This window comes from Telluria sp. LT2P34 (assembly GCF_059685915.1).
Genome location: NZ_JCASIN010000001.1, coordinates 35528 through 50823, shown reverse-complemented (window position 1 = coordinate 50823; position 15296 = coordinate 35528). Strand labels below are relative to the sequence as shown.

General features: G+C 67.1%; 9 protein-coding genes. 7 read left to right on the top strand and 2 right to left on the bottom strand.

The genetic code is table 11. The features are described 5' to 3' along the window. Position 1 precedes the first annotated feature (1 nt). On the bottom strand, positions 2–2092 hold the full coding sequence (locus AC56KZ_RS00200) for a catalase (RefSeq protein ID WP_497160117.1): 2091 nt from the start codon (positions 2090–2092) through the stop codon (positions 2–4). 312 nt (positions 2093–2404) lie between these two features. Here AC56KZ_RS00200 and AC56KZ_RS00195 point away from each other — a divergent pair, with 312 nt between their 5' ends. From AC56KZ_RS00195 to AC56KZ_RS00165, 7 genes are all read left to right on the top strand, one after another. Beyond that, positions 2405–4618, top strand: coding sequence for a S8 family serine peptidase (locus tag AC56KZ_RS00195; RefSeq protein WP_497160116.1), 2214 nt, complete (start codon positions 2405–2407; stop codon positions 4616–4618). A 77-nt stretch (positions 4619–4695) separates the two neighbouring features. Next, positions 4696–5454 carry a FadR/GntR family transcriptional regulator gene (locus AC56KZ_RS00190; RefSeq protein WP_497160115.1) on the top strand — a complete coding sequence of 253 codons (759 nt, stop codon included), beginning with the start codon at positions 4696–4698 and terminating at the stop codon, positions 5452–5454. 104 nt (positions 5455–5558) lie between these two features. After that, entirely contained in the window at positions 5559–6257 is a 699-nt protein-coding gene (locus AC56KZ_RS00185) for a FadR/GntR family transcriptional regulator (RefSeq protein WP_497160114.1), read from the top strand. 158 nt (positions 6258–6415) lie between these two features. Further along, positions 6416–6835: a hypothetical protein gene (locus AC56KZ_RS00180; protein WP_497160113.1), complete on the top strand. Its 420-nt coding sequence runs from the start codon at positions 6416–6418 to the stop codon at positions 6833–6835. A 331-nt stretch (positions 6836–7166) separates the two neighbouring features. Continuing rightward, positions 7167–10007 carry a TonB-dependent receptor plug domain-containing protein gene (locus AC56KZ_RS00175; RefSeq protein ID WP_497160112.1) on the top strand — a complete coding sequence of 947 codons (2841 nt, stop codon included), beginning with the start codon at positions 7167–7169 and terminating at the stop codon, positions 10005–10007. A 31-nt stretch (positions 10008–10038) separates the two neighbouring features. Continuing rightward, the gene (locus AC56KZ_RS00170) at positions 10039–10818 is read left to right on the top strand and encodes a rhamnogalacturonan acetylesterase (RefSeq protein ID WP_497160111.1); all 780 of its coding nucleotides are present in this window, start codon (positions 10039–10041) and stop codon (positions 10816–10818) included. Next, positions 10815–14330, top strand: coding sequence for a pectinesterase family protein (locus tag AC56KZ_RS00165; RefSeq protein ID WP_497160110.1), 3516 nt, complete (start codon positions 10815–10817; stop codon positions 14328–14330). Before AC56KZ_RS00170 ends, AC56KZ_RS00165 begins: the two co-directional genes overlap by 4 nt. Here the strand turns inward: AC56KZ_RS00165 and AC56KZ_RS00160 are convergent. Beyond that, entirely contained in the window at positions 14287–15294 is a 1008-nt protein-coding gene (locus AC56KZ_RS00160) for an alpha/beta hydrolase fold domain-containing protein (RefSeq protein ID WP_497160109.1), read from the bottom strand. The genes AC56KZ_RS00165 and AC56KZ_RS00160 overlap by 44 nt on opposite strands. Positions 15295–15296 lie beyond the last annotated feature (2 nt).

Here is a 15296-nt window from a genome sequence, read left to right as displayed (position 1 = left end):
TTCAGGCCAGCGTACGCACCGATGGCTCGCGTTCCCATTGACGGGTACCGGCGCAGGCCACCAGCTTGTCGGCGTCGGACGCAGCCATGATGAAGTCGTCTTTCTCGACGCCCGCCTTTTGCAGCAGCGCGGCCGCGCCCTCGGTATGCGCAATCGCCTTCAGGTGGCCAAAAGCGTCGCGCACGAAGTCGACCGCCGCCGCTTCCCTGGCCAGCTTGGCGCCACCCTCGCTCGACAGCACCAGCGCCACCGCGTCGCACAGCACCGACGGCGTGCCGGCAAGCTGACCGTCTGCCGCCAGCATGCTGCCGTCGGCCAGGCGCGCCCCGCCGACCTTGGGCGAGATCAGCTTGACCGACGCGCCGGCCGCCTTGGCCGACTTGCGCAGCGCTTCGATCACGGCGCCATCGGAGCCGTCGGCAAACAGGATGCCGATCTTGCGGCCTTCGGGCGTGTTCTTCATCTTGCCGACGATCTGCAAGGCCGGCGACGGCGGCAGGTCCTGCACGGGCGCTGCCAGCGGCGGCGCCGGCGGCAGCGTGTCCATGCCGAGTCCATCGGCCATGCGCTCGGCCAGTCCGGCGTCGATGTGGCGCATGTGGCCGACCATGGCCTCGCGGATGTACACGGTGTCTACCTTGGACAGCTCGAACACCAGCGCCGACGCCATGTGGGCCTGCTCCAGCGGGGTCTGGCTGATGAAGAACTGGCGCGCCTGGCTGTAATGGTCGGCGAAACTCTCCGGACGTACGCGTCCTTTTTCGCCGGCATCGGCCGGCGTGGCATGGCTGCGGAAGCCCTGCACCGGGTCTTCGCGCGGCGAGCTGCGGTCAAGCGAGTTGGGTTCGTAGGCGACCCGGCCCTTCGGCACCTGCATCTGCATGTGGCCATCGCGCTGGTGGTTGGCGAACGGGCATTTCGGCGCATTGATCGGCAGCTGGTGGAAGTTGGGCGAACCGAGGCGCGACAGTTGCGTGTCGAGATACGAGAACAGGCGGCCCTGCAGCAGCGGATCGTTGCTGAAGTCGATGCCCGGCACGACGTTCGACGGGCAGAAGGCCACCTGCTCGGTCTCGGCGAAGAAGTTATCGGCGTTCCGGTCCAGCACCATGCGGCCGACGACCTTCAAGGGCACCAGTTCCTCGGGGATCAGCTTGGTCGGATCCAGATGGTCGAACGGGAAGCCGTCGGCCTCTTCCTGGGTGAACAGCTGGACCGCCAGTTCCCACTCCGGGAAGTCCCCGGCATCGATCGATTCGTACAGATCGCGCCGGTGATAGTCCTGGTCGGCGCCGGCGATCTTGACGGTTTCGTCCCAGATGGTCGATTGCAGGCCCAGCTTCGGGCGCCAGTGGAATTTCACGAAGGTGGATTCGCCTTCAGCATTCAGGAGCCGGAAGCTGTGCACGCCGAAGCCCTCCATCATGCGCAGCGAGCGCGGCAGGGTGCGGTCGGACATGGCCCACATGATCATGTGCATCGACTCGGGCGTGAGCGAGATGAAGTCCCAGAAGGTGTCGTGGGCGGAAGCGGCCTGCGGGTAGCCGCGGTCCGGCTCCTGCTTGACCGCATGGGCCAGGTCCGGGAACTTGATGGCGTCCTGGATGAAGAACACGGGGATGTTATTCCCGACCAGGTCCCAGTTGCCTTCGACCGTATACAGCTTGACCGAGAAACCGCGCACGTCGCGCGGGGTGTCGGGCGAACCGGCGCCGCCGGCCACGGTCGAAAAACGCGTGAACAGCGGCGTACGCACGCCCACCTCGCTCAGCACGCGCGCCTGCGTGTACTGGGCGAGCGATTCGGTCAGTTCGAAATAGCCATGCGCGGCCGAACCGCGGGCGTGGACAATGCGCTCCGGGATGCGCTCATGATCGAAGTGCATCATCTTTTCGCGCAACACGAAGTCTTCCAGCAAGGTCGGTCCGCGCTTCGCCGGCCGCAGCGAATTCTGGTTATCGGAGATCCGCAAACCCTGATTGGTGGTCAGCGCCGGGTGCTCGCCCCCGGCGTGCTGATGCAGTTCGCCCCCCGTCCCGCGCTCGGCCGGGGTTGCCGCTGCCTGCGGACGCTTCGAATTCTTGTCGCTCATGTGTGCTTCCTCTGTTTTTTCCTGGGTGAAAGTACAGGGTCGGCCAAGCGGGCACATGCTTCTGTACGGTGCGTCACACAGGACGAGCATGGAGCGTGAATTATGCGGGACGGCTTAGCATAAATCTTCTTGCGCACAATTGTGCACTGGCAAAAAGACAACAATTTTTTGCAAATTCGTAAAATAAACTTGTGACACATGTATGCACGTTTGACCTGTCTTCATGTCAACGAAATACTCATCAGGCGGCACACGGAAATGCCGTTTTTCACCAAGAGCATCCGATAACAATAGCTATCAAGGAGCATCGTCGTGAGTACAAACCGCCGTCGTTTTACCCTCGTTGCAGCACTCGTCATGGCACTCGGCGCCCAGGGCCCGTTGGCCAATGCCGCCATCACCGGCATCCTGCCCGGCACCGCCACGGTGTCCGGAACCGTCGCCGCCGCCAGGATCGATTCCCTCTTCGCCGAAGAACTCAACAAGCAGCTGTCGAACGTGTATTACGACGTCATCGTCGTCTTCGACAAGAAGGAAAGCGCATCGCGCCTGTCCACCCTGGTACAGAAGGTCAAGACCTACCGGGTACTGCCGATGGCGCGCGTACTGCTGACCAGGGACCAGATCAGGCAGGTCGCCGGCTGGCCCGAGACCCGGTTCATCGAGCCCAGCCGCAAGCAGCGCCTGTTCAACGCCGAAGGCCGGGTCCTGACCCGCGCCGAGGAAGTGCAGAAGGTGCTCGGCCTGGACGGCGCCGGGGTGACGGTCGCGATCATCGATACCGGAGCCGACGCCCTGCATCCGGATCTCGGCAACGTCAGGAAGAACTACGAAGCGGTGGGCGCGCTGGGCAACGACCCCAGCCAGGTCTACGTGTCGCTGACCCCGAACGGGATCGACGTCGAAACGGCGATCGTCGAGCGCCACACGACGCTGGGCACCCATTGGAACACCGACGAATACGGACATGGCACGCATTGCATCGGCACCATCGCCGGCACCGGTCTCGATTCCGAGGGTCACCAGCGCGGCATGGCGCCCAAGGCCAACATCATCAGCTATGGCGCCAGCACGGGCATCAACCTGCCCTTCACGCTGGAAGCCTACGACCACGTGATTGCCAGCGTGCGCGACGGCGAAGCCGACATCCGCGTACTGAGCAATTCCTGGGGCAGCTCCACCTATGGACCTTTCAACCCGAACCAGGCAACCAACGTCGCCTCGCGCCTCGCGTTCGAACAGGGCATCCTGTCGATCTTCGCGGCCGGTAACGACGGACCGGGCCCGAACACGATGAACCCGTATTCGAATTCCCCTTACGGCCTGGGTATCGGCGCCACCAACAAGGCCTATGGCGTGACCGGCTTCTCGTCGCGCGGCCGTCCGGACGGCAACTACGACCGCGAGCTGGCGCTGGCCAACCTGCAGCTGTTCCTGGCCGCCAGCGGCGAGGAACAGGCGGTATGGGACCACGCCGCGCGCCCGCTCGGCATCGACCGGCCCGCCATCGTCGCGCCCGGCGAAAACATCGTCTCGGCCCAGAACCCGGCGCACCCGATGACGGCCAGCGGCACCAACTACGGCGCCGCGTCGGGCACCTCGATGGCCACGCCGCACGTCAGCGGCATCGCGGCCCTGGTGCACCAGGCGCAGGACAAGCGCGGCGGTGCACGACTGGCGCCGCTCGACATCATCCGCCTGCTCGAAGTCAGCGCCAACAAGACGGTGATGAACGGCTACGATACCTTCGACGCCGGCGCCGGCTTCGTCGACACCCGCAAGGCCGTCGATGCGGTGAACGCCGGCGCCATCCCGCGCGTCGTCACCCAAGACGACCTGGTGCGCTTCAATCCGGGCCCGATGCGCGTGAGCGGCGGCGCCTATGCCGGCGCGGCGGCGATCAACTCCTTCCAGACCAACACCGGCTATGGCCTGCACAAGGTCACGGTCGAGCCGGGAGCGGTAAAGCTGTTTGCCGACGCCTCCTGGGCCCTCGAAGCGAACAACCTCTACATCACCCTGTTTGCGCCCGGCATCGACCCGGCGGCGGGCGTCAACTTCGCCGCCCAGTCGGCGGGCCTGACGACGGTCCAGAAATACCGTTCGGTCGAAGTCAAGTTCCCGCAGGCGGGCGAGTGGCATGTGCGGGTCGACGGCCGCGTCAACCTGGTGTCGACCGATTACACCGGCAAGTACGAGGTGACGGTGCCGGACAACGTGCCGCCAACGGCGGAACTGAGCACCAGCGCAACGAAAGTAGCCAGCGGCCAGCCGGTGACGATCAGCGCCAGGGTCAAGGACGCCAATGGCGTGGACAGCATCAAGGAAGCGCGCGTGCAGGTCGTGACCGCCGCCGGCAAGGTCTTGCACAGCTTCGACAAATCCGCGTTCGCGCAGCAGGGCGACACCCTGGTGTTCTCGAAGCCGGTGGTCCTGTCGGGCAAGGGGCCGTGGACGGTCGAGGTGCGGGCGGTCGATGACGGGGCTCAGCAGGCGGTCAAGCAGGCGACCATCGGCCGCAAGTAAGGGAGTGCGGCAAGGGGAAAAGCAGTGCGTATAATCGCGGAGTCCGCAGCTGCGGCCCGCGACCCTTTTCCCCGACCATGAACCCACCCCTGCAAGTCCAGGCGCCCCTGAAAAAACACCGTAACCTGGCCCAGGGCGTCATCGCCCACCTCGGGGACAGCATCCGCGGCGGCAGCTTGACGCCGGGCGACAAGCTGCCGACCGAGTCCGAAATCATGCGCCTCTTCGGCGTCAGCCGCACCGTCGTGCGCGAGGCGATCTCGCACCTGCAGGCGGCCAACCTGGTCGAAACGCGGCACGGCATCGGCACCTTCGTGCTGGCGCCGCCGCCGCCGGCGCTCGGGCTCGATCCGGCCACCGTGGTCACCATGCGCGACGTGCTGGCCCTGCTGGAGCTGCGCATCAGCCTGGAGACGGAGGCTGCCGGGCTGGCGGCCGAGCGCCGCAGCGAGCACCAGCTGGTGCAGCTGCGCGCGGCGCTGGACAGCTTCGAGCAGTGCGCCAGGAATGGCGTCGAAACGGTGGAAGCGGACATGCAGTTCCACTTGCTGGTCGCGCAGAGCGCGGGCAACCGCTATTTTCACGACATCCTGCGCCACCTAGGCACCAACATCATCCCGCGCGCGCGCCTGAATTCCGCGCACCTGGCGCAGGACGATCCGGCCCATTACCTGGAGCGCGTGATCCAGGAGCACGAGGACATTTTCGGCGCGATCGAGCGCCGCGATCCGGACGCGGCGCGGGCGGCGATGCGCACCCACCTCGGCAACAGCCGCGAGCGCCTGCAGCGCGCGCAGGCCATGGGCGAAGGCGCCGGATCGCCGCCCGCCGCGTGACTATTCTGCCGATTATTTTCTTGAGTCTCTTGCAACATCGGGCCGACCAAACTAAGATTCGCTAGTTTTGGCATCGCCACCACCTGATCAGGACACACGCAATCATGAAGAAGACTACCGCGCCCAGCGAAGCCGGCGCCAGCGAGCCGCGCCTGTACCGCGTGGTCTCCGGCAAGATCGAGGAATTGATCCGGGATGAACATATTCAGCCGGGCGAGCGCCTGCCGTCCGAACGCGACCTCGCCCTGAAGCTGGGCGTGAGCCGCACCTCCCTGCGCGAGGCGCTCATCGCCCTCGAGCTCGGCGGGACGATCGAGGTGCGCGGCGGCTCGGGCGTGTATGTCAGCGAGCAGGCCACACCGGTGGCCGAGGTGCCCGCGGCCGGTCCGGGTCCGTTCGAGGTGCTGGCGGCACGCCGCCTGATCGAAGTCGAAATGGCGGGGCTGGCGGCCAAGCACGCGAGCGATTCGCAGATCGACGCCATCCTCGTGGCGGTGCTCGAGATGGAGCAGCACCACGAAGAGCGCAGCGGCAACGAGCAGGCCGACCGCAACTTCCACCTCGCGATCGCGCGCGCGACCGGCAACAGCGCCATGGTCGGCGTCATCGAATACCTGTGGAGCCAGCGCGGCTCGCTCTGGCACAAGCTCAAGGAGCACTTCCAGACCGAAGAGCTGCGCCAGCAGACGCTGATCGACCACCGCAACATCTTCGCCGCGATCGCCGCCCACGACCAGGCCGGCGCGCGCACCGCGATGCGGGCCCACCTCGACCGCGTGACGCGCACCTTCTCGCGCGGCTGATGCGGGCGGCAAGGCCCCTGCCGCTTACACATTGAAACTTCTCTTACAGCGCGATTGACAACTTTTTACCGCATTCCCTGAGACACTGTGGTTAAGCGTACAGACCGGACTCATCCTGCGCGATAGCATCCATCCATCATTCAATCAGGAGAAGAAAAATGCGATTTGTTAACCAGACCATCGTCCGCACCGCCGCCGTCCTGGCCCTGGCTGTTGCGTCGACATCCGCCTTTGCACAAAGCGCCGAGTATCGCCGTGGCTACGACGACGGCTTCGCCGCCGCCCAGCGCGCCGGCGGCGATTACCGCGATGACCGTGGCCGTGGCCAGGGCCGCAACGCCATCCGCATCGAATCGGCCGAATACGGCGCACGCGGTGCCATGTGCGATGCGCGCCAGGCAGTGCGCCGTGAGGTCGACCGTAGTGGCGGCGTCATCCAGGCCGGCAACCACCTGTGCGGCGACCCAGCGCCACAAGTCCAGAAGCGCCTGAGCGTGGTCTACCGCTGCGGCGGCGACGAGGCGATGCGGGTTGTCGCGCGCGAGGGCGAAACCTTGCGCATGAATTGCCGCCGCTGATCGATCGTCACCGTGTCACGAAACCCCGCCGCTCGGGGTTTCGGCAATACCGCCGCGCCCTGCACAGGGGCGCGGCGCGCACTGCCCCCTCCTGCCAGATTCCTCGAACTTCCTGCATCACGTCCCCGCTCCCTGTTCTCTGCCTCGCTGATCCGATCAGGCCAGTGAATTAACTGGCATGTCCAGATTGCGGAACTGGCCAGACCAAAGTACAATCGTTTGGTGCCGATCCGCCTGCCGCGTCGCTTACCGCAGGCAATCGCAAGCAATCCATTCGAGCGATCCGGGGACACAACCGGACGCGATTGACGACCTACGCAGGAGACACGCAGTGAAACACCAGAGCAGCATTACCGGGCCACGCATGACCCAACCACGCTTCCATCTTTCGGCCGTCGCCGTCGCCGTGCTCACCCTGGCCGCACACGCCGCCGCCCAGGAAGCGCCGATGCAGCGGGTCGAAGTCACCGGTTCGTCGATCAAGCGCCTCGCCACCGAAAACGCCCTGCCCCTCACCACCATCAAGGCCGACGAATTGATCAACCGTGGCCTGACCACGATGTCGGAGGTGGCAACCGCCCTCACCGTCGCCTCGACCAACGAGCCGGTCGGCGGCGGTGGCGGCGGCACCATGATCAACATGCGCGGCCTGAACACCAACCGCACCCTGGTCCTGCTCAACGGCCGCCGCCTCGCCAACGAGGCCGTGGGCGACAGCTCGGTCAACGTCGATGTGATTCCGATGGCCGCGATCGAGCGCGTCGAAGTGCTGCGCGACGGCGCCTCGAGCCTGTACGGCACCGACGCGATTGCCGGCGTAGTCAACTTCATCACCAAGAAATCGATCCAGGACATCTCGCTCAGCGCCAGCGCCGTGCAGCCGGAACAATCCGGCGGCGGCGAGCAGCGCCGCTTCGGTTTCGTCGCCGGCAAGGGCGACCTGGGGGCCGATGGCTGGAACATCTATACTGCCTTCGACACCCAGAAGCGCACCAGGCTGCTGCAGAAAGACCGCCCGAACATCACCGACCCGGCCACCATCGTGGCCCTCGGCGGCACCGCCTTCGTGCCGAATTCCTCGAGTGTCGGCGCCGCCTCGCCCGCCAACTTCACCGTGTATCCGGGTGGCCGCGCGCCGCAGTCGGCGGCCAATACCATCACCGGCAATCCGTATTTCGCAGCCGGCTGCGCCAGCCCGTTCGCGGTCCAGACCACGATCCCGTCGACCCGCGCTTCGGGCGCCGGCAGCCGGGTCTGCATCACCGATCCGACCCTGTATCCGGAACTGCTGCCGGAAGCGGGCCAGACCACCCTGTTCACCAAGGGCAGCCTGGCCCACGGCGACGGCAAGCTGCTCACCGTCGAACTGCAACTGGCGCGCACCTATATCGACGCCGGCGACGCGCCCCAGCCTTTTGGTGCGAACGTCGACTACGACCGCTCGGGCGCGCGCCGTCCGCTCCTGATCACCAGGGCCAGCAAATGGTATCCGGGTAACAGCGGCGGCGTGCCGGCCGTGGCCGGCCTGAACAACAACGACCTGTCGCTGAACTGGAGCCTGGACGAACTGGGCGCCGCCATCGGCCACGACGTGCAAACGAATCACCGCGCGGTCATCGCCGACGAAGGCGAATTCCAGGGCTGGGATTACCGCATCGGCGCCTCCTACGCCTACAGCCACCGCGATGTCGGCTACAAAAGCGGCTATCTCAAGACGCCGGGCGTCTATGCCGGCGTCGCTGACGGCACCCTGAACCCCTTCGGCCCGCAGGACCAGGCCGGGCGCGACTACCTCGACAGCATCTCGGTCGACGGCCAGGCCTATCGCTATGCCGACGTGCGCTACTACGGCGGCGACTTCAACCTCTCGCGCACCTTCATGGAACTTGGCGGCGGCGCCCTGGGCGTGGCGGTCGGCGGCGACTGGCACCGCGAGACCTACGAGGAAAACTCCAGCATGCTCGGCAACGAAGTCGTGTACAACGGCTCGGGCACGCCGGGGCGCAACCCGAGCGGCCAGCGCAAGGTCGCCGGCATGTATGTCGAAGTCGACGCGCCGGTCACGAAAGCGCTGAACCTGAACTTCGCCGTCCGCGGCGACCATTTTTCCGACTTCGGCTCGACCTTCAACCCGAAGGCGAGCTTCCGTTACCAACCCTTGAAATCCCTGATGCTGCGCGGTACGGTCAGCACCGGCTTCCGCGCACCGACCCTGCCGGAACTGTACGGCACCCCGCGCACGCTCACGCCATCCACGTCGGTCTGGGACGATCCGCTGCTGTGCCCGGGCGGCGTGTCGAACGTGCCGAATACCGGCCGCCAGACGACCGATCCGCGCCATGCGGCCGCCGCCGCCGACGCCTCGCGCGTCTGCAATACGCGCCTGACGACCCTGACCGGCGCCAATCCCGACCTGCAGCCGGAAAAAGCGAAGACCTATACCGTCGGTATCGCGGTCGAGCCGTTCAAGAACTTCCTGGCCACGGTCGACGTCTGGAAGATCGACATGAAGGGCACGATCGCCCAGATCGACGAAGCGACCATCTTCAGGGACATCGCCAAGTACGAAGACCTGTTCGTGCGCAATCCCGATGGTTCGCTCCAGTACATCACCAAGACGCGCCTGAACATGGGCGGCCTGAAGACCCAGGGCGTCGACATCGGCCTGGCCTACCAGTTCCCGACCTCGAACTGGGGCCGCTTCGGCGCTTCGCTGGACGGCACCTACACCGACGCCTACGAAGGCCAGAACGAAGTGGGCAGCGAATGGATCGACTTCGTCGGCCGCGTCGGGGCCCTGGCTACCGGTTCGACCTCGTCGAATACCTATGTCTTCAAGTGGAAGCACACGGCGCGCGTGAACTGGAACTATGGTCCCTTCTTCGCCCAGCTGACGCAGCAGTATTCGTCCAGCTACGAAGACACGAATGCCCTGGCCACCCAGAAGCCGGGCCAGCCCTTCTTCAACGTGATCGACCCCTACCGCGTCTACAACCTGTCGACGACGTACAAGGTCACGCCGAAGTTCAAGATCGGCGCCGGCGTGAACAACCTGTTCGACCACGAGCCGCCGCTGTCGAACCAGCGCCTGTCCTCGCGCGTCGTGTTTGCGCGTAACATCGCCAAGCCGATCGGCCGTGCCTTTACGGTGCGCGCGGACTACACCTTCTAAGCGCCGCACCTTGTCTTCCTTCGAGGCCTCCATGAAGCACGCCGCCACCATTCTCGCGCTGTCTCTCATCGCCGCCCCGTCCTGCGCCGCCGATGCCGTGAAACCCGTGCGCATCATCCTCGTCGGCGACTCGACCATGGCCACCCGCAGCGGCTATGGCGACGCGCTCTGCGCCCGCTTCAGGGCGGGCTCGCGCTGCATCAACCTGGCGCGCGGCGGGCGCAGTTCCGGCAGCTTTCGCGCCGAGGGCCGCTGGGACGAAGTGCAGGCGCTGCTGAAGGATGGCGCGGCCTTTTCGGCGACGTATGTACTGGTGCAGTTCGGCCACAACGACCAGCCGGGCAAACCCGGGCGCTCGACCGACCTGGTGCACGAATTTCCCCGCAATATCGAGCGCTATGTGCTTGAAACGCGCGCCCTTGGCGGCGTGCCGGTACTCGTCACGCCGCTGACCCGGCGCAGCTTCAAGGGCGCCTACCTGAAGGACGACCTGGCGCCCTGGGCCGCCGTTACCCGCCGCGTCGCCGCAGAACAGGGCGCGGCCATGATCGACCTGAATGCCGCCAGCGCGGCGCACGTGCAAAAGCTGGGACAGGACGAGGCCGACACGCTGGCCCAGGCGCCAAAGCCGGCCGATTACGGTGCGCCGGCCACGCCCGGCGCCATCGAACCCCTGGGCGCACCGAAAAGCGCTTTCGACCGCACCCACCTTGGCGACAAGGGCGCGCAGCTGTTCTCGAACATGGTGGCGAGCGAGCTGGCGCGCCTGTTCCCCGCATTGAAGAGCAGCATGGCGGCGGCGCAGCCATGAGGCAGGCGTCCCTGCTGATTGCCTTGGCCGCCGCCCTGGCCTTGTTGCCGGGCGCCCGCGGCCATGCAGCAGCGGCGGCGGAGTTTGCGCGCCAGGAAGCGCCGCTCGATGGCTGGGCCGCGTATGGCGCAGGCACGCGCGGCGGCGCCGATGCCGATAGCGCGAACGTGATCACGGTCAGCAGCGCGCAACAACTGCGCAGCGCCCTTGCCCACGCGTCGAGCCGCATCATCCAGGTGGACGGCGTCATCGACATGAGCGAAGGCAGGCCTTTCACCGACGCCGCCGACCAGGCCAGGCGCGGCACGGTGCGCCTGCGCAGCCGCACCACCCTGGTCGGGCTGGGCCCGAAGGCCGGCTTCATCAACGCCAACCTGATGGTGGCGAAGGTCTCGCAAGTCATCATCCGCAACCTGAACTTGCGCAATCCCTGCGACGTGGCGCCGCGCTGGGATCCGAACGACGGCGCCGAGGGCAACTGGAACGCCGAATTCGACGCCATCTCGATCGTCGGCGCAAGCCATGTCTGGGTCGACCACAACAGCTTCACCGATGCGCCGGACACCGACGACACGCTGCCGGTCGAAAATGGCAAGCCCAGGCAATGCCACGACGGCGCCCTCGATATCCGCGAGGCCGCCGACTTCGTGACCGTGTCCTATAACCGTTTTTCCCTGCACCAGAAAAACATGCTGATCGGCGCCAGCGACAAGGCCACGGGTGACGCCGGCCACCTGCGCGTCACCATCAGCAACAACCTGTTCGAGCACATCGCCAGCCGCTCGCCGCGCGTGCGCTTCGGCCAGGTGCACCTGTTTAACAACTACCACCTTGGCGACCGCAAGCACCGCACTTATCGATATGAATATGGCGTCGGGGTAGCGAAAGCCGCCCGCATCGTCTCGCACGCGAATGCATTCGACATCGCCGGCGCGCGCAGCTGCCAGGACGCGGTGCGTGCCTTCGGCAGCGACGATGCCGGCGTGTTCACCGACAGCGGCTCGCTCCTGAACGGGCGCACGCTGGCCCCGTGCGGCGTGGCGCCGACTCCCGCTTTCACCCTGCCGTACGCGTTTGCGCCGCGCGCGGCCGAGGCGGTGCGCGAGCATGTCATGGCCAGCGCGGGCGCCGGCCGCATCGTCGCCCGCGCCGCCGTCGCGGGCTGCCCGACGTCCGGCATCATCATGTGCGAAGGGTTCGAGGGCGCAGCAATAGCCGGCGGCGTCTGGGAAGTCCTGGGACCGGCATCAACAGCGCCCACAGTGCGCCCGGAAGCGCGCGGCCGGCGCAACCGCGTGCTGCGCTTCAGCGCCGCCGACCCCGTTCTGGCCTTGTCGCGCGACCCGCGCTTGACCGCGCTCGGCCCCGCCAACGCCTTCGTCGAGGCCCGCCTGCGGGCCGGGCCGGGCGCCCCGGCGGGCCGCCAGCTCTACCTGGTAGGCCGCCATACCGACGCGCGCAACTGGATCGGCGCGGGGCTGCACTTCCCGGCAGCGGGCGACACCATGCACGTCCAGCTGGTCAGGATGCAGGAAGGCGTGCTGACGCCCTTGAAAAACGTGCCGCGCGCACGCCTGGCGCAGGGCGAATTCGCCATGCTGCGTTTCCAGACGAGCCAGGGCCAGCTTGCCGTCTACCTCGACGGCGAAAAGATCACGACCGCCCCGGTCCCGGCAAGCACCGCCGAAGCACCGGCGGGCGCCGCGCGCATCGGCCTCTACAGCCAGGGCGGCGCTTTCGAGCTTGACGACCTGCGCGCCGGCGTTCCCGGCGTGCAGCCGCCGAGCCTGGCCCCTTCCCTCGCCGCGCCGGACTTTACGGCGCAGGCCGGCGACCCGCCGCAGCGCATTGCCATCAGCGCCGTCGCCGCCGATGGCGTGAGCCGGCTCGGCTTCACGGCCCGTTCCAGCAACCCGCAGGTGGCCAGCGTCAGCGTCGACCCGCAAGGCATCACGATCACGCCGAAATCGGCGGGCACGGCGCGCATCCTGCTTGCCGCCAGCGACGATCCGGCCCTGCGCAGCACGCTATTGGCCACGGTAGGCGCGCCGTTCGCGGCGCCCACCGCAGCAGTCGCGCTCGGCCAGGCCGTGGCCCCCACGCCAGGCGGCCAGTCGGTGCCGCCCGACACGCCCCTATCGATCCGTTTTGACGCGGCGCCGGCCCTGGCCGCCGGCTCGGTGCGCATCCATCGCCAGTCCGACGATGCGCTGGTCGACGTCATCCGCGTCGGCGAGGAAGTGCGCGCCATTGGCGCGCCTGGGGCGGCGCGTGCGCGCCACGTGCGCATGCAGCCGGTCACGGTCGACGGCAACACGGTGTCGATCCGTCCGCACAGCGGCAGGCTGGCCTACGATACCGCCTACTATGTGGTGGTCGGCGACGGCGTGATCAGCGCTACGCTTGGCGGATCGCCTTTTCGCGGCATCGGCAAGGCCGGCGGCTGGACCTTTCGCACCGCCGCTGCAGCACCTGCACCCAGCGCCAGCTTGACCGTCGACGACGACGGCCCGGCCGACTTCCGCACCGTGCAGGGTGCCCTGGACCATGCGATGCGCGCTTTCGACAAGGCGACGCCGGTCACCATCGACGTGCGCAATGGCCGCTACCAGGAACTGCTGCTGGTGCTCGGCAAGGACAATCTGCATCTGAAGGGCGAAAGCCGCGACGGCGTCGTCATCCATGCAACCAACAACGACGGTCTCAATCCCGGATCCGGCCTGACCCAGGGTGCCGGCTCGCCCGGGTTTTCCGGCGGGCGCTCGCTGCTGATGGTCGAGGAAGCCGACCTGCTGGTGCTGGAGAATCTGACCCTGCGCAACACGACCCTGCGCGCGCACACGCGTTCCGGCCAGGCCGAAACGGTGTATTTCAATGTCGATGGCGGCCGCCTGGTGGCGAAGAACGCCAGCTTCTTCAGCGAGCAGGACACGATCCAGGTAAAGGGCTATGCCTGGTTTTACCGGACCCTGATCGCAGGGAACGTCGACTTCGTCTGGGGCGCCAACCGCGCCGCGCTGTTCGAAGAGAGCGAACTGCGCTCGGTCGGCGACAGCGGCAATCCGGCGTCCGGAGGCTATGTGGTGCAGGCGCGTACCGTGGCGCAGGGCGATCCGGGTTTCGTATTCCTCAACAGCCGCCTGACGCACGGGCCGGGACCGAAGGGCAACGCTGTGCCGCCCGGGGCGACCTGGCTGGCGCGCAGTCCGGGCACCATGGCGACCTGGGATAACGTCGCCTTCATCGGGTGCAGGATGGGCGAGCACGTGGCTCCCGCCGGCTGGGCCGGGCCTGGCGTGGGGCGCGAACCGGCGCCCAATCCGCTAATCGCCAGCGCCGCCCACGGCTGGCGCGAGCATGGAACGATGGACCTGGCCGGCAAACGCCTCGACCTGTCGCGGCGCAGCGGCGGCTACCTGCTCAGTGACGACGAAGCACGGCAGCGCTTCGGCAGCCGCGCGGTGATATTCAGCGGCTTCGGGGGCGGCCAGGGCTGGGATCCGGCGCCCTGATCGTCGTCGAGGGTCCCATATGCTCGTCCAGGAAGCGCGCCATCGCATCGGCCGTCGGATCGAGCCAGGGATCGAACAGCCAGAAGCTGTGCGGCGTGTCGGGAAACAGCACGACGCGGCTTGGCACGCCGGCCGCATCCATCTTCGCGATCATTTCCTGGCGCCCGACCGAAAACCGCGCCTGGCCGCTGCCGATGAACAGGATCGGCGGTGTGTCCCGATCCACGTAAAAGGTCGGCGAAGCCTCGATCCAGTGTGCGGCCTTGTCGGCATAGCGTCCACCGAACCAGGCAGCCGCCGCCGACGGCTGCCTGGCGGGATCGTCCTCGTGCTTGCGGGCTTCGGGCGAGGTGAAGTCCGAGAGCCCGTCGATGTTGACGATGGCCTGCACGGCGCTCGAGACCTCGCTCCCGAGGCGGCCGGGATCGAAGGCGCCGATGAGCTTGGTGACGCCGACCAGGCTGGCGATCTGGCCGCCGGCCGAGCCTCCGCCGACCGCGATCCGGCCGGGGTCGATGCCATGGCGCGCCGCATTCGCGCGCATCCAGCGCACCGCCGCCTTGACGTCGTGGATCGCGGCAGGATAGCGGGCTTCGGGCGAGAGCCGGTAACTGACGGTGGCCGCCGCGTAGCCGCGCTGCGCCATCCGGACCGCCATTGGCGCCATATTCGCGCGCACGCCGCTGCGCCAGCCGCCCCCGTGCACGAGCACGATCCCGGGCAGGGGCTGCTTGCCGCGCTGCGCGGGAAGGTAGAGGTCGAGCTGCAGCGCGCGTCCATCGATGTTCGTGTACGTGAGGTCCCGATAAGCCTGGACCGATGCCGGCGCATCCGTGCTCGCGATCTTGATGAACGGGTATTTGGGCGCCAGTTTTGCGTAGGTGGTGTCGGCCGTGTAGCTCTCGGCGGCGACGGCGGAGCCGGCCAGCAGGGCAAGGAAGAGTAGCGAACAGCGTGAGCGCATCG

Coding starts and splice junctions, on each gene's coding strand:
- AC56KZ_RS00200 (WP_497160117.1), bottom strand. CDS start 2,092: ATGAGCGACAAGAATTCGAAGCGTCCGCAGGCAGCGGCAACCCCGGCC.
- AC56KZ_RS00180 (WP_497160113.1), top strand. CDS start 6,416: ATGCGATTTGTTAACCAGACCATCGTCCGCACCGCCGCCGTCCTGGCC.
- AC56KZ_RS00185 (WP_497160114.1), top strand. CDS start 5,559: ATGAAGAAGACTACCGCGCCCAGCGAAGCCGGCGCCAGCGAGCCGCGC.
- AC56KZ_RS00160 (WP_497160109.1), bottom strand. CDS start 15,294: ATGCGCTCACGCTGTTCGCTACTCTTCCTTGCCCTGCTGGCCGGCTCC.
- AC56KZ_RS00190 (WP_497160115.1), top strand. CDS start 4,696: ATGAACCCACCCCTGCAAGTCCAGGCGCCCCTGAAAAAACACCGTAAC.
- AC56KZ_RS00165 (WP_497160110.1), top strand. CDS start 10,815: ATGAGGCAGGCGTCCCTGCTGATTGCCTTGGCCGCCGCCCTGGCCTTG.
- AC56KZ_RS00170 (WP_497160111.1), top strand. CDS start 10,039: ATGAAGCACGCCGCCACCATTCTCGCGCTGTCTCTCATCGCCGCCCCG.